We start from the raw sequence: 19,679 nt of genomic DNA, 5'->3' as shown, positions 1-19,679 counted from the left end.
TCCGCATACTGGATGTATGCGGACGTTCCGACAACGCGGCGAGGTGCCGTAGCTGTCGTCGCGCACCCACCAGGGATTGCGGGACAGCCCTTAGCTCGCGCGTTGCAGCAGTAGGTCACGATGGGTCTGCCGTCTACTCGGCCAGCGGACCTGCCCTTGGGCAGGTCCGGACTACTCGCCGCCATCCGTGAACGTGCGAGATGGTCCGGAGCCGGGTGTAGGCCTACTCCAAGATATCCAGTGGGGGGAGAGCCTCCACAATCCTCACCGTCTCTACGCTGACGGTCACGATCCGCTTGAGGAGGTCGATGATGTAGCGCGGATCGTCGGACCAGTCGTTGGGGTCGTTGACGATGCCGCTCTGCTTGTCAGTCTTAACGTAATAGCGGTCAATGATCCACTCAATCGCGGAACGCGCGCCGAGCTGGTACCGATACGCCTCCTCCGGGATATTGGAGAGGGTCACGCCACTGTTGTAGATGATCGTGGTTTTGTCCTTATCCCCCTTCCTGGAGGGGAACTTCAGTTTGGCGGCCACGCGATACCGTTCGGACGGGGGCGCGTCCTTGGCGCCGGTAAATTCTTCTACGATTCCGGCGTACGGCTCGACGGAATCGTAATTGATGTGCAGGTCTGCGAGTTTACGGCCGGCGTCGGCGAAGCCGCTGAAATCCTGAGCCTTGGGGATGCGCGGCAGGGACTTCTTCAGGTCTGCAGCAAACTGCTCACGGTACTGCGGAGAGTGCAGGAGACCGTAGACGTAGTAGAAGATGTCGTCCTTGGTGATGGAGTCGTCGTTATACGTCTTGCGATAGTCGAATAGAGCGGCATCGCTGATGTTATCGACGCGTTCGTAACCGTCGCCCTCGGTAGCGGAGAATAGATCGTCACCAGCACCGAGCTGACGGTAAGAGTAGCGGGGAAAGAACTGACCTCCGCTTCCCGCTCCCGTTACGTGCAGGTCCGGCAGCGAGTCGGTCATGAGCACGGAGAACGGCACGGCAGAACCGTTTCCTACGTTGTAAATACCGAGGTTCTCGTGCTCGGGTGTCGGGAAGATCTGCGGAAGCTGGTAGGACCGCTGATTCAGGCGCTGGTCGAAGTACACCCACTGCTTTGTGAACGGACGGTAGTTGCTGGTACAGACAGACTCCCCATCAAAGGCGTAAACGACACCCTTTCTGATCTGGTCCTTGTCCGACTCGTTCCAGCTAATCTTCTTGGGGTCCAAGTCGATGAACTTCGACACGTCCGCCGCTGTTGCAGCGGCAATCTCTGCGACCTTGCAGTATTCCGCGAACCCTTCCATCTGACCGTTGTAGAAATCGATCATTGATCGAGCGTTCGCCGAAAGTTTCCGCTTGGAGAAGTTGAAGAGCCAGGCGTCACGTCCGGTTTTCAGGCCGCTGGAGTGCAGTGTGAACACAGCTTCGGGCTGGGGAGCCTTTCCCTTCTCCCCGATGGCCCGGAACGCCCCAAAACGCTGGTCGCGCTGGTTGATCCAGTCCCCTTCGGCGCTGGGAACTATCTGCTCCCACTCGACTGTGCTGAGGTCCTGGCTAGCGACGATGGCGAGTTTTCGCTCTCGGTTAAGGTAGTCGCCGATGTCCCGGTAGTGGAGCTCGCAGTCGGTTTCTGCCGCGCCACCGCTCTTGATCAAGAGGAGGATGGCAACGGTGTTGCGGCTGCCAGAGCCGAAGATCTTGCCGCCTTCCTTCTGGGACAGTTCACCGGCAGTGCGCTGATTGCCACGAAGGTTGTAGCAGTAGATCGCATCGAACTCCTCGACGAGCGACTTGCGCAGGCCGTCCGCCGTGTTGCCGTCAATGTAGCCGCCGTTAGAAACGAAGCAGATGACGCCCTCATCCTTGATGCGGTCTGAGGCCCAGCGGATGGCGCGGATGTAGGAGTCGTAGAGGGAGTTCTTGTTTGATGCAGTCGACTTGGCAGCGTACGTCGTGCGGATGTGCTCGTCCAGCGCCTCGTACTTGAGGTTCTGGTTATCGTCGTTCTGGCTGTCCTGCCCGACGGAATAGGGAGGATTACCGATGATGACTCGGATGTCCTGAGCCTGCTGCTTTTTGACCCGCTCGCTGTTACCTTCGAGCCCGCTGAACAGGTTTTCCGCGCTGTCCTCGGCAAGCTGGAAAGTGTCGGTGAGGACGATTCCCTCAAATGGGATATATTTATCGCCTCCGCACTGATCGTGGAATGCGGCCTCGATGTTGACTGCGGCAATGTAGTACGCCAGGAGCACAATCTCGTTGGCGTGGAGTTCGCCGACGTACTTCCGGAGCAAGTCTTCCGGCTTGATGAGCCCGGACTGCAAGAGGCGCACGACGAAAGTTCCCGTGCCCGTGAAGGGGTCGATGATGTGGACGCCTTCATCGGACAGGGAAAGACCGAGGTGCTTGCTCAGGGCTTGGTTCGTCGCCCGGAGGATGAAGTCCACGACTTCGACAGGGGTGTAGACGATGCCGAGCGCGGCGGCTGTTTTAGGCAGGGCGGTCTTGAAGAACTTCTCGTACAGCTCGGTGATGACGCGTTGACGGCCCTCGTGATTGTCGATGCCCTCGGCTCGTACACGTACGGATTCGTAGAAGCTCTCGAGCTTCTTGGCCTCGTCCCCAATCGCCTGGTCTTCAAGGGTGTCTAGCACGCGCTGCATGGCGCGGGCGACGGGGTTGTGCTCGGAGAACGCGTAATCCTTGAACAGTGCGTCGAAGACGGGCTTCGTGATGAGGTGCTGGGCGAGCATGTCGATGGCATCGTCTTCGCTGACACCGGGATTTATGTTCGCGCGCAGCTCCTCGACGAACGTCTCGAACGCCTTCTTTTTCTGCGGAAGCTTCAGGGACACCCTAATGCGGGCGACGTGTTTCTCGGCGATCTGTGCAATGTCCTTGGCCCAGTCCTCCCAGTAGTGCCGCTCGCCAACCTTGTTGACGATCCTGGCGTAGATCGCCTCACGCCAGTCCTCAACGCCGAAGGCGCTTTGCACCCAGCGGGCCGCAGCTGCATCGCCCTGCGCATGGCCGGTGCCCTCACCGAGGGAATCTGTCTCCGGGCCGGCGTGGCCAACCATGATGTTGTCGGGGCGCTTCTTGTTCAGTTCCAGCTGGTTGACGGTCGCGTTGAAGCGGTCGTCATGGGCGCGGAGCGCGTTGAGGACCTGCCAAACAGTCTTGAACCGCTGATTATCGGAGAGGGCTTTGTCGGGGGCCATGCCTGCGGGAATTCCGACAGGCAGGATGATGTAGCCGTAGCTCTTACCCTCGGCCAGGCGCATGACGCGTCCAACGGATTGGACGACGTCCACCACGGAGTTTCGGGGGTGGAGGAAGAGCACGGCGTCTAGATCGGGGACATCGACGCCTTCTGAGAGACAACGGGCGTTTGAGAGGATCCGGGCCTTGTTCTCGCCGGGGTCTTGCTTGAGCCAGTCCAGCAGGACGTTGCGACGCAGGGTGTTGTAGGTGCCGTCGACGTGCTGGATCTCGCATTGCAAAATATTGTCGTCGGTGCCGTCGTAGGCGTCGACGACGTCGGCGAATAGTTCAGTGATTTTCTTCGAGTCGGCGATGTTCTTAGCAAAGGCCACAGCTCGCTTCATCGGCGCCTCGCCCGCTTTGAAGCCACTTCCGTCGGCGAAGGTACCGGTGCGCTTGGCCAGGCCATTCCAGCAACCGATGATCTTCACGGCGTCGTCGAGATTCGACAGTTCGCTGTTCTGGTCGGCGAGTTGCTGCTGCAGTGATTCGGCGGCGTATTGCTCATCGACGGTGAGGATCAGAACCTTGTAGTCGGTAAGCAGGCCCTGCTGGACGGCCTTGCCGAAGCCGAGGCGGTGGAATTCCGGCCCGAAGAGAGCCTCGTCGTCCATGGAGGCCAGAGCGACTTCTTGTTGCTTGGCGTCGGTCTTGGTGTCATCGCTGAAGATGCGCGGGGTCGCCGTCATGTATAGGCGGCGGGCTGCCTTGACGTAGTCGTTGTTGTGAACCTTCACGAAGCTGGACTCGTCCTGCGGGGTGAGCGAAACCCCGGTGGTGCGGTGCGCCTCATCACACAAGATCAGGTCGAATTCACCCATACCAGCCTGCTGCGCCTGGGACACCGTAGCAATCGACTGGTAGGTGGAGAAGATTACGGTAAGACCAGGGCCGGCCTCCACGCTTTCCATCTGCTCGATGAGCTTTGCAGGGTTGGTGGTGGCGGGAAACGCAAGATCGTAGGTAGCCATGTCCTGCAGGTCGCCACTCGTGGCGGCCTGCTTACTGACTTTTGTGTCAGAGCAGACTGCGAAGCTGTTCATCGGGACCTGTGCCTGCGCGGTCCACTCGCGCAGAGTCTGCGAGAGCAGCGCGATGGACGGCACCAAGAAAAGGATGCGAGTGTGTCCGCCCTCGCCGCGCTCGGCTCGCTCCCTCTGTAGCCGCTCCACGATCTGCAAGCCGGTGAACGTCTTACCCGTGCCGCAGGCCATGATCAGCTTTCCGCGGTCGCGGTCCGCGAAGCCGTCGAAGACCGCGTCGATCGCCTCTCGTTGGTGCGGGCGCGGAGCCTTCTTATGCTTCAGGCGGAGCTCGAAAGTCTCGCCCGGCTTGGGCCAGACGATATCCCAGTCAACGGGGCTGTCGTTGATCTCCGCGAGACCGACACGCGTGACGGGGATCTGCTGGCCTTCAAGGGCTGCTTCGGCGTTGGAGCCCCACTTCTCCGTCGTTGAAATGATCATGCGACGAGTGAAGTTGCCCTTGCCGGACGCAGTAAAGAAGGAATCTATGTCAACCTTCTGCACTGTGTGCTGCGGCTCGTAGAACTTGCACTGGATGGCACAGAGCCCGCCCGTCTCCCGGTCCTGAGCCACGAGATCAATGCCGACATCCCGCTTGTCGCTCTCGGACCCCGGCCAGTCGGACCACATCCATACCTGGCTGAACTGCTGGGTCCACTGCGGATCGGTTCGCAGGTACTGGACCATGAGCTGTTCGAAGCGGGTACCGCGGTCACGATTCGTGTGGGAGCTGTCGCGGATCATCCTGAGAACGTCGTGCACCGATGTGGCCACTGTGCGTCGCTTCTCCCTCTTCGTGGACGGGTGGGACCGTGTGCTGGTGTGCGTGAGCCACGCTAAACCAGACCACTGGCCACCCGGGAATCCTTCCCGCCGTCCGTTCACCCGTGCTCTGAACCGCCCAGGTCAGGTAGAACATCCTCGGTTGAGCGGCCTAGCTCGCCACTGAGTATTTCAGCAGGCCACCCTGCGCACGGCGATCTACGACGCTGGAGCATGCCTATCGGACTCTGGCCACCCATCTGGTGGCCTCTTTAGAGGCTGCCGTGGATCGCGGCACTGCCCGAGCAGCACTCCTTGGCGTCACGTCGACGGGAAGACTTTACTTACATCGTCTGCGGTGATGAGCCGCCCGCGAGAGGGAGCGAGCAGCTTGCCCAGCCAACGGTCCTCTTGCGGCAGGAGTGCCTCGATCCTCGTGCGGGCCGCACCGCGTGCTTCGGCGTTGTTCTCACCGCACAGCGCATCGTACTGGCGGAGCCGGCTGGCCAGCACGTCATAGCGCCTCACAGCCGCACCGTGGTTGACCAGCACAATCCTGTCGTGAGCCGCTTCGGCAGCGTCGTCCTGGGTGGCGGCCGCCGGGGTGAGCAGGCAACCGAAGACGCGGGTTCTCGCGGAGCGCTTGGTCTCTACCTCGATCTGTCCGAGCAGCTGGTTCACGTCGGTGGTCACCCACCGCGCGCCTCAACCCCCCGACGGTGACCCCGGCCGCCCTCTCCGCCGTCGGCCTCCAGTACGTCGCGCGCCCCCGCTCGACTCACCCGTCAAGGACCACTCACCCGAAGAGGCAAACGTGCCCGAGTACTACTCCAGCATCGGCGAGGCCGTCGGTGCGGCCATGCAGCACAACATCCGGCTCGCCCACCACAGCGTGGCACCGGGCTCCGACAAGCCGCTGCAGGTCAGGCGCCTGCCCAGCGCTTCCGCCGATCCGTACTCGGTTCGCGGGATTTTTTCTCGCCTCCACGAGGACGCCTCGCCCGATGAGGTGGCGGGCATCATCGAGGAGGTCAACGGCGCACTGGTCGGGGCTCTGCCCGAGCTGACCGAACTCGTCGCCTCTGCCGCCGACTGGACTCGCGCCCGCCTCGACTTCGACGACCCGCATCACCATCCGGCTTTCGATACGTGGACCCGACTGGCAGCCGCGTACGGGATGCTCCAGGACGTCCGTGAGCAGGAAGTCGCCGAGGACGGTCTCGCTGCCTGTCCCGCAGAGCGCACGGACCCCCGGCACCACCAGATGGCCAACGTCTTCCGCAGCCGGGAGTTGCTCGACGATGTCCTCGGTGCCGAGGCTGCTCCTGTGCCGTCCGCTGCCCGCTCGCACACCCAAGGAAACGCCGTGCCTTCCCCGCGCGCCAGCGCGCCCTCGACCACCACCGGGTCGGACGCACTCCTCTACCTCCTGTTCGGCATCCTCGGCGCCGCCATGGCCTTCGGCTCCCTGGCCTGGCTGACCGGAAATCTCACCAACACCTTGGTCGGGAGCGGGACATGGGACCCATTTCGCATAACGGACGCGCTGCTGCACCCGGAGGTGCTGTGGCCGACCCTGAGCACCAGCATGCTGAAGGTCGGCGCCCGCGTCGTCCCTGCCCTGTTCACCGTTGCCTTGGTCGTCACCACTGCCGTGCTGTGGATGCGGTGGCGTGCCGGGTCCAAGTCCGGCCTCGCCCGGAAGGCGGACTTGGCGCCGCTGCTGGACAAGGAGATCGTCGCCAAGGCGAAGAGCCTGCGCCCGAGCCTGGGCGGCCGGGAGAGTAAAAGAGGTCCTGCCCGCTGACCGCGGCATCCTGCTCGGCATCCTCGATCCCGGCCGTGCGGAGGTCCGCGCGTCCTGGGAGGACGTGATCGTCGCGATCATGGCCCCGCGTTCCGGCAAGACGTCCGGGCTGGCGATCCCCGCGATCTTCTCGGCACCGGGCCCGGTCCTGCTCACCAGTAACAAAGCCGCGAACGACGCCTTCACCACCACGGTGGACGCCCGTGCCGAGGTCGGCACGATCTGGACCCTCGATCCGCAGCAGATCGCCCACCACCCGCGCGAGATGTGGTGGGACATCCTCGCTGACGCCCATCTCGCCGGGGCGAAGAGGTTGGCGGGGCACTTCGTGACCGCGAGCGTGGACGAGTCCAGCGGCTCCGACTTCTGGTCCACCGCCGCGAGCAACACCCTCGGTGCCCTCTTCCTCGCCGCAGCGTCCCACCGGCAGCCGATCACCGACGTCCTGGCCTGGCTCGCCATGCCGGCCGACCGCACCCCGGTGGACCTGCTCACCGACGTCGGCCACCATGCGGTCGCCGCCCAGCTTCAGGGCACCGTCTCCGGCGCGACCGAAACGCGCGACGGCATCTATGAGACCGCGAGGCAGTACGCGAGCTGCCTACTCGACCCGGACGTCGCCGCCTGGGTCACCCCGAACGACGACCTTCCCGAGTTCCAGCCGTTCGCCTTCGCCACGTCCCGCGACACCTTGTATCTGCTGAGCAAGGACGGCGGCGGCAGTGCGTCCGCGATCATCGCGGCGGCGGCCGACGCCGTGATGCGCGCGGCCGTGATCGTCGCCGAGCGCTCCGGCGGGCGACTCGACCCGCCCGCCCTGTGCGTCCTCGACGAGGCGGCAAACGTGTGTCGCATCTCGGACCTCCCTGATCTCTACAGCCACCTGGGCAGCCGAGGCGTCATCCCGATGACGATCCTGCAGTCCTACCGTCAGGGCCAGCGGTGCTGGGGCGAGGCCGGTATGGACGCCCTGTACTCCGCCGCCACCATCAAGATCATCGGATCTGGCATCGATGACGCGGACTTCGCCGACCGGCTCAGCCGCCAGGTCGGCGATCACGACGTCCAGACCACCTCGGTGTCGACCAGCGAGGGCGGCAAGTCCACCTCGGTGAGCATGCGCACGGAGCGGATCCTTCCGCCGGACGCCATCCGTGCCCTGCCCAAGGGCAAGGTACTGCTGCTGGCCACCGGCATCCGGGTCGCCATGCTCAACCTCAAGCCCTGGTACAAGGAGCCCTCCGCCAAGGTGGTCGGCCCGGCTTCCGCTCGTGCCACGAAGGCCATCACCGAGCGTGCCCTCGCGAAGAGCATCGGCCAGGACGATCTTGGACTGTCGGCATGAGCGCGCCCACACCACAGCAGGGGCGGTTGGCCCACGCTCCGGTCGTCCTGCGCGGTGGCCGGTGGTGGCTTGACGGCGGGACAGGCTCGGTTCCCGCCTCCGATCCCGCCTTCACTGCCGTCCTGGACGACTTCGCGCTGTCGATGGCCGCTGCCGACCAGGCAGTCGCCAATCTCCTCGTCCGGCAGGAAGAGGCGTCCTGCGTTGATCCCGGAGGCCGGCGGTGAACCCGCTGATGAGTGCCGAGCAGGCGGTCCTCGGTGCCGCACTCCTCGACCCCGAGCAGCTCACGCACCTGGAGTGGCTCGCTGCGGACCACTTCTATCGGCCCGTCCACCAGGCGCTGTTCGAGGCGCTCCGCAAGCTGCGCAACGACGGGCATCCCGCGCTCTCGGCCGATGGTCCGTTGCCGCTGTCGTGGGTGACCGACGCGGTCGAGGAGGCCGGACAGCACGTGCGCGGGCTGACCGCGGCGTACGCCCACACCCTGATCCAGGCGTGTCCCCGAACCGAGCACGCCCCGGTGTACGGCCGCATGGTGCTGGAGGGGGCGATTCACCGCACCGTCGCCCAGCACGCGATCCGTCTCCACCAGGCGGCTCGGGCCGACGCCGTCCAGGGCGAGGTCGAGGGAGCGTTGCGCACGGCGGACGTCCTGACCGGCGTACTCACCGACCTTGCGCGACGCTGGGGAACCGACCCCCGACCGGTCCCACCCACCGACGGGCCACGCACATCCCGCCTCCGGCGCAGAGCGGCCAGGTCGCCGAGGACGAGCGTTTCCTCCTGGCCGTCCTCGCCGAACAGCCGGGGGCCATGGGCGAGGTGGTGGCCTGGCTGCGGCCGGGAGACTTCGCCGACCCGACCCACGGGCAGCTCTACCGGTGCCTGGGCGCGCTGCACCACCGGGGCGAACCCATCGACCGGATCACCCTGCTCTGGGAGGCCCAGCGACGCGGTCTGCTGGCCGACGGCACTGTGTCGAGCGAGCAGCTGACCGCCGTCTGCGAAGGCATGGTCCCCGGAAGCGCTGACTGGTTCGGACAGCGGGTGATGCGCTCCTCCGTCACGCGCACCGCCGCCGCCTCCGCGCGAGCCATCCGGACCCTGGCCCAGGACGAGGTCCTGGGGCCCGGCCGGCTGATCAACCACGCTCTGCACGAACTCGGTCCGCTCGACAAGGTACGTGCCCGCTGGGCCACCGCGAACAGCAGTCCGGCTCCGAAGGCCACGGCATCCGCTCCGTCGGCGGCCGAGCCGCCGCCCGACCGAGTGAAGGCCGCCCGCGCCCGCAGCACACCCCGCCCAGGCGCGCCACCCCCAGCCCCGGCCAGCCGTCTCCCCACGCTGTCAGCAGCCCGACCACCCTCGCGCGGCCACCCGTGAGACGCCCTCCCCACCAGCCCACTTCTGCCCCTGGAACTCGCCTTGATCTACCCCGTCTCCACAGCCGCGCCGTATCTACGCGCCTTGCACCCGAGCCTCGCCGCCCCGTTGCGCTCTCCGTTGATCGGGTCTCTCTGCTCGGGGTACGGCGGCCTCGACCTGGGCGTGCAGGCCGCCCTCGGCGGCACCCTGGCCTGGCACGCCGTGGTCGACCGAAACGCCTCACGCATCCTGGCCCGACGTCCCGAACCTGGGCGATATCACAGCCGTCGAGTGGACCACCGCCCATCGGGTGTGCGTCGTGACGGCCGACTTCACCTGTCAAAGACGTCTCAGTAGTCCCCGCCCCCGCTCACGATTCCCCGGCTCGTTGAGCCTTGAAGCGAGTGGGAGGTTCAGCGAGCGAGAGATCTGGCCAAGGTGAGCCCAACAGCTGCTATGGAGTTGCAAGTGTTCTTCACCCCGTTGGAGGAGAAGTGGGCCTGGGCGAAGAAGGCCAGGGACTCCGACGAGCACGGTTCGCACTGCTGCTGGCACTGAAGTCGCACCAACGGAGTGGGCGCGAGCCGCTTCCGGCTCACGCCCACTCCATACTCATTCTCTCGTCAGCGGGAGTTGACGCTCCAGTCGATGAGCTCCCGGGCGAGGTCGGAGGCGACCACCACGGCGACGCGCTCGATCATGGCCATGGCGATACGGCGGAGAGCGGCTGCTCGCCGACTGCGCTGCTCGCCCTTGTCGTTGGTGCGGGAATCGTGGGTCATGTCAGCTCCCGAGGTGCTCGTGCTGGCCGCTGGTGCGGCCGGGCTGGCTGCCATAACCCCGCTTCCGGGGAGTTTCCGGCGAAGGCTCACCCGCACCCAGTGCGGCCAACTAGCCTGGTCAGCACGGCGGGGAGGAGCGTTCCGGAGCACCTCATGGCCCGGACGGAGGGAAGGCTGGGGCGGGATGGCGACGACGGCGAGCGAACGACTCTGGAAGCAGATGCGGCACGCGTATGACCAGGCGGACAAGCCGACGCTGTCCCAACTCACGGCCCTAGCAGATCAACTCGGACTCCGAAAACGGGGGACCGGCCGGTCTGGGCAGTATGCCGCCGGAGCCTCCACGATCCACGACTGGCTCAACGCTAAGTCCGTGCCAGCGCCCGAATACAGGAACCATTTCCAAGCCGTCGTGCGGTTCCTCGAAGCCCGAGCGGGACAAAGGGGGACCGCTGGGTACCGGCCTGTGCCGCCGGGGCTCTGGGACGAGCTCCTACTCAGAGCGCGGGCCGAACGCGAGGCCGCTCGGGGAGGACGCCCTACGACCAGGCGTGAACCCGATTTCCCGGCGCCAGTCACGCTCACGGCGCCGCCCATCGGCTTTACCGGCCGTGAGGCCGAGCTGCGCGAGACCCTGGGCTGGCTCGACCCTCACCTCGACCTGGCTCAGGTCAACAACGAGCGGCGAGCACCCGCGGTCTCCGTAATCACCGGGATGGGCGGGGTCGGAAAAACCGGGTTCGCCCTGCACGCGGCCCACCGGGCGAAGAAGTGGTTCCCGGCCGGAGCGCTCTTCGCAGACCTGCGCGGATACGTTCCTGGGCAGCAAGCGGAGGCGGGAGCGGTCGCCGGCCGATTCCTGCGGGCATTAGGCGTCAAAGAGAAGGACCTGCCGCCCACTAACGACGGCAAATGCGACGCCTGGCAGATGGCACTCCAGGGCCTCGCCGGGGACGGCCGCCCCCTGCTGGTGGTGCTGGACAACGTGCGGACCAGCGGCCAAGTCTCCCACTTGCTGCCCTCACCGCCCCACCGGGCGATCATGACCACCCGACACCGGCTCTCCGGACCGCTGGCATCCGCCCGCCGCGTCGATCTCGGTCCCCTGCCCATGGACGACGCCGTCGGCCTGCTGGAACGGGTGCTGCACGAGGAGGACCCGGACAACACCAGGGTCGTCGACCAGTCTGACGACGCTCGCCGCCTGGCCGAGCTGTGCGGAGGCCTCCCGCTGGCCCTGCGCATTTGCGCGTCGTTGCTGCGTGACGAGTCGGCGCGCCCCCTCGCCAGCCTGGTCGCGGAGCTCGGTGACGCTCGCACCCGTCTGGACGCCCTGCACTACGACGACACCGACGAACACGGTCGGCCAATGGCTGTCCGCGCCACCTTCGAACTCTCCTACCAGCACCTGACGGAGCAACACCAAAGGACATTCCGCCTGCTCTCAGCCGCCCCGGGCCCAGACATCTCGACGGAGTCCGCCAACGCACTGCTTGGGGCGGTCAGTTCCCGCCGATTGCTGGCCGACCTCGCCCGCGCCCAGTTGCTACAGGGTGCGGGCGAGCGCTGGTCCATGCACGACCTGATCCGGCTATACGCCCAAGAGAGCGGACTTCGGCACGCCGATGAGGACGGCCGGGCGGCCGCGCTGACCGGCCTGCTGGACCACTACCTCGGTGTCTCCCGGGCAGCCACCACTCACCTCGTCCTGGACACCGATGTCGAGCCGCAGCCCCGCAACGACGTCTTCGCCGACCCGCAACAAGCGATCGCCTGGCTGGAAGCCGAGCGGGTGAACCTGATGGCGGTCTCGGACATGGCCACCACGCTGGGACATCCTGCGGGCGCGGACCTGTCGTTCGTCCTTCTTCCGTTCCTGCGGAGACGCCGGTATATCGAGGACGCGATCGCGATCACCAGCAATTCGGTCAGGAGCTTCCGGGAAGCAGGGGAGCGGGTCAGGCAACACCAAGCGCTGTGCAACCTCGGCACAGTCTTGGTCGACGGGCAGCGTTTTCAGGGCGCGGTCGATGCCCTCGCCGCAGCCGTCGCCATCTGCGAGGAGAACGGGGAATCCGAGGCGAAGGCTAGGGCGTTGCTCAACCTCGGGACCGCCCTGACGCTGTGCCGTCGGTTCGACGAGGCACTCACGGCCTTGGATTCGGCAGGCGGCATCTTCAAGGAAGTCGGCAGCATTCAGGACGAGGCGCAGACACTCTGCAACCTCGGGTCCACACTGATCGACACTGGCCGACTGGATCTCGCCGTCAAGGCTCTCAACACGGCAGACGCCATGTTCCGAAGGGGCGGCAACCGTCCCGGTGAGGTCCAGGTGCTGGGCCACATGGGACGCGCCCTGTCTCACATGGGCCACCACGACGAAGCGATCAAGGCCCTGCGCTACCAACTGGCAATTTGCGAAGAGATCGACGACGACGACGGCCGGGCAGTCGCTTGGAACGGCCTCGGAACCGAACTGGTGCACGTTGGTCGATTCACAGAGGCTGCGGAGGCTTTCAGGACCGCTACGGCCATTTACATGGAGATGAATGACCCCCGCTTTGCCAGCAGTGCGCTGGGTAATCTGGGGGCCGTACTGCGCAGCTTGGGACAGTTCGACCAGGCGATCGAGGTGCTCACCGCAGCTACTGCGGCTTGCCGGGAAGCGCGTGACCCCGATGGCGAGCGGACCATGCTGCTCAATCTGGCCGTGACCCACAACGAGCGCTGGATGCAGCACGGCGCCGAGGACACGGTAAGCCGCTACTCGCTTTTTCGGGCTCCGGAGGATCCTGGACTGCACTACTGATCCACCAAGATCACTCTATGTCGGCTTTGGGGTTCACCTTGGCCGGACCCCAGCGAGCGTCGCGGGGCCGCCATCCGTTGAGTGTTCGACCCGACCCGCCTCGTCAGGGACGCCTTCGGCATCACTGACGCGATGGGCTTCGCCCACGCTGGACTGGCCTGGCTGGCTCTGGTGGCGGTCTGGCTGACGGGCGGCCCCGGGGCTCTGGCGCTCCCCCAGGTCAACCACCGCGGGTGGGGCATCAAGGTGCGAAGGTCTGGTCAACACCTGAGTCCGGGGTGGCAGTTTTCAGGGATCGCCATAACCATCACCCGATGGGAGAGCCGCACCCGCCCGGCCCCGGCCCCCACGGACGGCGCCGGTCGGCTCCGCGCGGACTTCGTGGAGTGGATGCAGGGCCTCGACGCCGGCTGGGTCACCGCGACTCCGGGGCTCGGCCGTCCGGCGCAGCTCACGGCGCTCGGCAACGGCGTCGTCCCACAACAGGCTGCGCACGCCTTGCAGTTGCTGGCGCCCCCCTTCCCCCGCTGCGCCGACCGACAGCGCTCCACTACCGCGTTTTTCCGGCCGGACCAAACCGCTGTTTCTCCGGATCCTCTCGGGCATGTCGCCGTCTCACAGATGGAGCACACCCCCCATGGCCGACACCAGCCCGACCTCCCCCGGCCCCGAGCCGTACCGCGTCCCCGACGCAGACCTCGACGACCTCGCCAGCACCCTCGCCAAGACCATGGCCGAGGTCAGGCAGCACGGCGTCATCCTCGACCGCCTCGGCTCCGAGCCCGACCCCGGCGCCATCCAGCCGCCGGACGGCGCTCCGGAAGCCGAGGCGGCTGACGGGAAGAAGCTCGACGGCCCCGCCTCGGTGTTCATCCTCGCCCTGGGCGGCAAGGAGTACGCCGTCGAACTCGCTGCCCTCAGCGACTGGGTGAACTACCTCTTCCTGCCGGTGTACGGCCGGGAGATCAGCACGAGCCGTCCCTGGTGCGCGCACTGGCACGAACACCCCGAGGCCGTCGCCCGGCTCCACGCACTCTGGCTCGCCTGGCAGCAGTTCACCGACACGGAGGCCGGCCTGTCCGGCCCCTCGACCTGGCACCGCGACCACCTGGACCAAACTCTGGCGCACCTACGTGCGCCGGATGGACCGTTCGCGGCCTGCACGACCAGCGCAACTCGCCCCAATCACCGGGTGCTGGCCACCCCGGCGCCGCAGCAGGCGGGGGTGGCGGCGTGAACGACATTCTCGGCCTCGACGATCTCTCGCCGGTCGACGACGACTCCGAGGAAGCGATGGAGGCCCTCTGGACTGGCGACCTGACGGTGCTGTCCCAGCACCACACCACGCCCAACGGTTCGCACAGCTTCGGTCGACCCGACCCACACGGGCACCAGAGCCGACTGGACGGGAGAACAAGATGGTTGCGGACGACACCGACGGCATCTACGGCAAGCTGCTCTCACTGCTGGACGAGCGCGGAGCCACGTACCGGGTGATCGAGCACGCCCCGGAGGGCAACTCCGAGGCGGTCAGCCTGCTCCGCGGCCACCCGCTCGGCCAGGCCGCCAAGTGCATCGTCACGATGGTGAAGGTCGGCAAGAAGGAGAAGCACTTCGTGCTGGTCGTCGTGCCCGGGGACAAGCGGGTCGACCTGGCGGCGGTGAAGGCGCTCTACGGCGGGAGTTACGCCTCCTTCGCCTCGCCCGACATCGCGGAGGACCTGGCCAAGTCGCCGAGCGGCACGATCCTCCCCTTCACCTTCGACGACCGGCTGGAACTCGTCGTGGACCCCGCACTGCTGGTCCACCCCGAGATCTACTTCAACGCCGGCCGCCTCGACCGCTCGCTCGCCCTCTCCACAGCCGACTTCCGGGCCGTCGCCGAGCCCAGGATCGAGCCGGTCTCGGCGGACTGACGGGACCCGGCGGAGCCCGCGAAAGCGCGCCCCACCGGCCCCCGCCCCGGTCAGGCGTTCATGAACTGGTCCACCCGCAGGGCCCGGTCGACGATGCGTACGTCGCCGAGGGTGCCGTGGAAGACCTGGCTGACGTTCCCGGCCCACTGGTAGCCGCCGACGAGGAACGGCTTGTGGAGCGAGGCCAGGCCGACCGCCTTCGAGGTGGGGTTGCGGCCCTCCTCGCAGCCGTTCACGTAGAGCTTGCTGACCTTGCCGTCGTTGACGACGGCGACGTGCCACCACTCCTGCTGCTGGAGCAGGTGGCTCCACGCGGTGGTCGCTCCGTCCATGTTGAGCGGGTAGGCGTTCCACTGGATCTCCAGGGAGCCGCTGAGACCCAGCGTCATGACCGGTTCGTCGGCGGTCGACGTCGGGCCGTTCTTCCCGGCCTCGGCCGCGGTGCCGGCGCGGCTGAGCATCGAGGACCAGCCGTTGCGGCCGCCGTTCCAGTCGGCGGGCACCTTGAAGAACAGCTCGATGGTGTAGCCGTGCGGGAAGGTCTCCGCGTTGACCGGGGCCTTGTCGACGGTACGGAGGTAGGCGCCGGCCACCGGGTTGCCCTGGCCGGCGAAGACGAGGCCGCCGTGTCCGGGCTGGTCGGGGTGGTGGTCGCCGGTCCAGGTCAGCGCGTTCGCGGCGGCGCCCGGGACCTGCTGGAGGACGAGGTCGTTGCCGTGGCCCGTCTGGTCCTGGACGACCGTACCGGCGGGCAGGCTGCCGCCCTCGGCGCCGGAGCCGTCGAACCGCCAGTACGCGAGGGTGCCGGGGACCAGCATCCGCCGGGCGGCGCGGGGCGCCCGCTCCGGGACGGGGGCGAAGCCGGCGAAGCGCTTCTCGAAGTCGATGTCCATGGAGAAGTAGTCGACGGGGGAGGTCAGTTCGATCTCCTGGGCGGCGGCCGCGTTCAGTTCGCCTTCGGCCGCGCGCTCCCGCATCCACGGTGAGAACGTGGCGATGTCGATCCGGCCCCGGTTGAGGTCGAAGCGGTACGAGCGCAGCATGCCGGAGCCGCCGTAGTAGCGGTCCTGGTAGTTGGTGATGTGCAGGTGCACGTCGTTGCCGGCGCTGTTCTTCTTCACGGTGGAGCCGGGCGGCCAGTAGTGGCCGTTCAGGGTGAGGAAGATCTGGTCGTTGTCCTTGATCAGCCCGTCCCACATCTGCTGCCCGTACGCCGAGAGTTCGGCGGAGCCGTCGTCGTACGAGCCGACGATCTCGTGGGTCGTCACGATCACCGGCAGCGTCGGGTTGGCCTTGATGACGGCGTTGGCCCAGGCGAACCCCGCCGCCGACATGCGCCAGTCGAGCGAGAGAACCATCCAACTGCGCCCGCCCGCACGGAAGATGTGGCTGGTGTTGTAGCCGTCGGGGCTGGAGGAGTGGTACGCGGGCGACTTCTTGGCGCGCGCCGGGCCGAAGGTGTCCAGGTACGGCGTCCGGCCGCGCTGGTCGTCCCCGCCCACGTCGTGGTTGCCCGCCAGCACTCCGTACGCGGCGCCCGCGTCGTCGAGCATGTCGAACACCTTGGTGACGGCGGCGTACTCCTCGGCGTGGCCGTTGTTGGTCACGTCGCCGAGGTGGGCGAGGAAGACGATGTTCTCGTCGTTGCCGCCGGCCCGGCCGGCCGGGTCGAGGACGTACCGGAAGGACGCCTCCATCGGGGCCGGGTGGATCCGGTCGATGTCGAACATGTACTGCGTGTCGGGCATCACGACGAAGGTGAACCGCGGGTTCTCCGGGTCCGGGCTCCACGTGCCGCGCTTGCCGGCACTGGTCTTCTTCTCGTGCTGCGCTTCGGGAGCGCCCGACGCGAAGGCCGGCGTCGCGCCCAGCAGTCCGGTCGCCGTGGCGGCCACACCGGCGCCGAGCACACCGGCGCCGCGCAGGAAGGTGCGCCGGCTCCTGGCCGCGAGCCCTTCGCCGTCGAGATCGGCGGTACGCGGACAGCCGCAGTCGGCCGAGTGTGCGGCCGCTTCCGTCGACAGGCTCCGCTCCGGGGCGCCGGGGCTGCCGTCAGGGGTGGTGTGCATACGTGCTCCCAGCAACGAATCGAGGTGGATGCACGCACGCTAGAAAGCCCACTGGGGCGGGCGGATGTCGCACCGGCGACCGGCTGCCCAACACTCCGACAACTTCGGCAACTCCCTGACCTGGGAGGAAGCCTCTTTACAGCTCCACCTCGGCCCAGATGATCTTCGCGTCGTGGGTGTAGCGGGTGCCCCAGCGGGAGGCGAGCTGGGACATGATGAAGAGGCCCCGGCCGCCCTCGTCGCCGAGCCGGGCGTGCCGCAGATGGGGGGCGACGAGGCTGGCGTCACGGACCTCGCACGTGAGGGTGTGGGTGCGGACCAGGCGCAGCGACAGCGGCGGGGTGCCGTAGCGCACGGCGTTGGTGACGAGCTCGCTGACGATGAGCTCGACCGCGTACAGCGCGTCCTTGGGGACCTTCCATTCGGCGAGGTGCGCACGGGTCGCGGTACGGGCCTTCGCCGGGGCGCCCGGGTCGTCCTGGAGTCCGATGGTGACCACCTGGGCGGAGGCGGCGACCGTGGGGCGGGCGAGGAGCAACACCGCGCCCTCCGGGGGGTCGACGGGCGGGTAGTTGTACAGGATGGCGTCGGCGATCTCCCGGAGGTCCCGGTCGGGCGGTGCGAGCACCTCCTCCATGGGGCGCCGGCCCGGGCGCTCGCGCAGATTGTTGCCGCCGCTGTGCAGGACGACGAGACTGCCCGGTTCCAGCGGGATCTCGGCGGTGGCGAAGGGGGGGTTCTCGGTCGCGGAGAGCGGCGGCCCCTCGGGCAGGTCGAAGGCCTGCGGGGTTCCGTCCGGGCGGACGATGTGGGGGATCGGCGCCCCGGCCCGTGCCACGGTCCAGAGCCGGGTGAACGGGTCGTACTCCCCGTAGAGGCAGGTCGCCGTGAGGGGACGGTTGCGCAGGGCGTCGCCGACGGGGAGCGCGGCCCGCTCCTCGGCGAGCTGGACGGCGATGTCGTTGACCCGCGAGAACAGTTCCTCGGGCGACAGGTCGAGCGCCGCCAGCGTGCGGACGGCCGTGCGCAGTTGGCCCATGGTCGTGGCGGTCTGGACACCCTGGCCGTGGACCCGGCCGACGACGAGGGCGGTCCGCGCGCCGGAGAGAGAGATGGTGTCGAACCAGCTGCCGCTGTTGCGTCCGGGCAGATAGACGTGGGCCGTGTCGACGGCGATCGGGGACGCGGGGCCGGACGGCAGCAGCCGCCGCTGGACGGTGGAGGCGACGGTGTGGTCGCGTTCGTAGCGCCGCGCGTTGTCGACGCTCAGCGCGGTGTGCGCGGCGAGCGTCACCCCGAAGGAGAGATCGCCCTCGTCGTACGGCTCGCTGCCGCCGCACCGGTAGAGGCTGACGACGCCGAGCGCGGTGCCGCGCAGCGCCAGGGGCGCGACGATCATCGAATGCGACCCGAACTCCTCGATGGACCTGGCCCGGTCGGGGTCGATGTCGTACCACGGCAGGCCGGGGGTGAGCTGCACCAGGCGGGGGCGGAGGTCGCCGAGCGAGAGGGAGTACGGGGTCGGGTGCGGCATCTCCCGTACGTCGCCGACCGGATGGGCCGCCCCGTCCTTGCCGAGGGGTCCCCGGAACGCGATGCGGCGCAGCGGGGTGCCCCGGGCGGGCGGGCCCGCGGGGGTGTCGGCGCCGCGCAGGACGTCGTCCACGATCTCCACGACCGCGATGTCGGCGAAGCCGGGCACCAGCGCCAGGACAAGTTCCTCGCAGGTGACAGCGAGGTCGAGGGACTGGCCGACCCGTTCGCGTACGGAGTCCAGGGCCGCGGCGCGGGCGGCGGTGCGCTCCTGGGCGGTGATGTCGGCGGCCAGGACGAGCAGTGCCGCGGGTCCCGGCCCGGAGGCGCCGGGCAGTGCGCCGGGGTCCGTGCCGGGGTCCGTGTCGGCGGCCAGGGGCTGGAAGGCGACGGCGAAGGTGCGGTCGGTGCCGGCCGGGTCGGTGCGGTACGCCCGGACGACGCCGACGTGTCCGGCCTCTCCCTCGCCGGGGTACTCGGTCCGGGCGGATGGGGCGCGCTCGGTCGGCCTGGGTGCCCGGGACTCGGGGGTCGCGGGGGTTTCCGGGGTGCCCGGTTCCAGGGCGCGTGCCGCCGCGTCCGGGTCCTCCAGCCGGAAGACCTCGGTGAGCAGCCGCCCGACCACCTGGTCCGGGGCCTCGCCGAAGGTCAGCGCGCCGGCCCGGACGATGCGCAGGTCCCGGTCGACCACGTACGTACGGATGACGGGGGCGGTCACGAGGGCGTGCAGCAGAGCGGGGGGTGCCGGGTCGCCCGGGGGGACCGCCGACGGGAGGTCGTCGTCCGGCACTGCTCCACCACCGCCCTTCGAACACGACTTCGCCTCACACCACCTTGGGACCGGCGAAGCGCTCGCGCCATCGGGGGGCGTACGGACGGAGGACGGACGGGGGCGGACGTCCGGCGGGCGGCCGACGGACCGCGGGAAGGCGCCGGAGGGCAGTAACGCCAAGGCTTCCGGTGGTGGGCCGGGGGGGATCGCGGGGAGCGCGCC

At 67.6% G+C, this 19,679-nt stretch carries 11 protein-coding genes and 1 pseudogene; 7 read left to right on the top strand and 5 right to left on the bottom strand.

Going from position 1 to position 19,679, the window contains the following annotated elements; all coding sequences use genetic code 11:
- Nucleotides 1–223 precede the first annotated feature (223 nt).
- Nucleotides 224–5,038 (bottom strand): DEAD/DEAH box helicase, encoded by a 4,815-nt coding sequence (locus ACWCWD_RS32195; protein WP_450778352.1) that lies wholly within the window; start codon nt 5,036–5,038, stop codon nt 224–226.
- Between the two features lie 339 nt (nt 5,039–5,377).
- The gene (locus ACWCWD_RS32190) at nt 5,378–5,749 is read right to left on the bottom strand and encodes a hypothetical protein (RefSeq protein ID WP_450778350.1); all 372 of its coding nucleotides are present in this window, start codon (nt 5,747–5,749) and stop codon (nt 5,378–5,380) included.
- Between the two features lie 121 nt (nt 5,750–5,870).
- On the opposite strand from ACWCWD_RS32190, the gene ACWCWD_RS32185 reads away from it, so the two are divergent.
- The 4 genes and pseudogenes from ACWCWD_RS32185 (at nt 5,871) to ACWCWD_RS32170 (ending at nt 9,594) form a co-directional block, all read left to right on the top strand.
- Nucleotides 5,871–6,863, top strand: coding sequence for a hypothetical protein (locus ACWCWD_RS32185; RefSeq protein ID WP_450778348.1), 993 nt, complete (start codon nt 5,871–5,873; stop codon nt 6,861–6,863).
- A 79-nt stretch (nt 6,864–6,942) separates the two neighbouring features.
- Complete coding sequence (locus ACWCWD_RS32180) at nt 6,943–8,208, top strand: type IV secretory system conjugative DNA transfer family protein (protein WP_450778346.1); 1,266 nt, start codon at nt 6,943–6,945, stop codon at nt 8,206–8,208.
- Nucleotides 8,205–8,435 (top strand): hypothetical protein, encoded by a 231-nt coding sequence (locus ACWCWD_RS32175; protein ID WP_450778344.1) that lies wholly within the window; start codon nt 8,205–8,207, stop codon nt 8,433–8,435. Before ACWCWD_RS32180 ends, ACWCWD_RS32175 begins: the two co-directional genes overlap by 4 nt.
- Nucleotides 8,432–9,594, top strand: a pseudogene (locus ACWCWD_RS32170) (DnaB-like helicase N-terminal domain-containing protein). Before ACWCWD_RS32175 ends, ACWCWD_RS32170 begins: the two are co-directional and overlap by 4 nt.
- Before the next feature lie 605 nt (nt 9,595–10,199).
- On the opposite strand, the gene ACWCWD_RS32165 reads toward ACWCWD_RS32170, so the two are convergent.
- Nucleotides 10,200–10,358 carry a hypothetical protein gene (locus ACWCWD_RS32165; protein ID WP_450778342.1) on the bottom strand — a complete coding sequence of 53 codons (159 nt, stop codon included), beginning with the start codon at nt 10,356–10,358 and terminating at the stop codon, nt 10,200–10,202.
- A gap of 184 nt (nt 10,359–10,542) precedes the next feature.
- Between ACWCWD_RS32165 and ACWCWD_RS32160 the strand changes: the two genes are divergently transcribed.
- The 3 genes from ACWCWD_RS32160 (at nt 10,543) to ACWCWD_RS32150 (ending at nt 15,083) form a co-directional block, all read left to right on the top strand.
- Complete coding sequence (locus ACWCWD_RS32160) at nt 10,543–13,167, top strand: ATP-binding protein (RefSeq protein ID WP_450778340.1); 2,625 nt, start codon at nt 10,543–10,545, stop codon at nt 13,165–13,167.
- A 637-nt stretch (nt 13,168–13,804) separates the two neighbouring features.
- Nucleotides 13,805–14,404 carry a DUF4913 domain-containing protein gene (locus tag ACWCWD_RS32155; RefSeq protein ID WP_450778338.1) on the top strand — a complete coding sequence of 200 codons (600 nt, stop codon included), beginning with the start codon at nt 13,805–13,807 and terminating at the stop codon, nt 14,402–14,404.
- A gap of 181 nt (nt 14,405–14,585) precedes the next feature.
- Nucleotides 14,586–15,083, top strand: coding sequence for a YbaK/EbsC family protein (locus ACWCWD_RS32150; RefSeq protein ID WP_450778336.1), 498 nt, complete (start codon nt 14,586–14,588; stop codon nt 15,081–15,083).
- A gap of 50 nt (nt 15,084–15,133) precedes the next feature.
- Here ACWCWD_RS32150 and ACWCWD_RS32145 read toward each other — a convergent pair whose 3' ends face one another.
- Nucleotides 15,134–17,152: a LamG-like jellyroll fold domain-containing protein gene (locus ACWCWD_RS32145; RefSeq protein WP_450778335.1), complete on the bottom strand. Its 2,019-nt coding sequence runs from the start codon at nt 17,150–17,152 to the stop codon at nt 15,134–15,136.
- Between the two features lie 136 nt (nt 17,153–17,288).
- Nucleotides 17,289–19,475 (bottom strand): ATP-binding SpoIIE family protein phosphatase, encoded by a 2,187-nt coding sequence (locus ACWCWD_RS32140; RefSeq protein ID WP_450778333.1) that lies wholly within the window; start codon nt 19,473–19,475, stop codon nt 17,289–17,291.
- Between the last annotated feature and the right edge of the window lie 204 nt (nt 19,476–19,679).

The sequence above is a fragment of the Streptomyces sp. NPDC001493 genome (assembly GCF_053597235.1).
The sequence above is the reverse complement of the archived record's forward strand: the minus strand, read 5'-3'. Positions and strand labels throughout refer to the sequence as shown.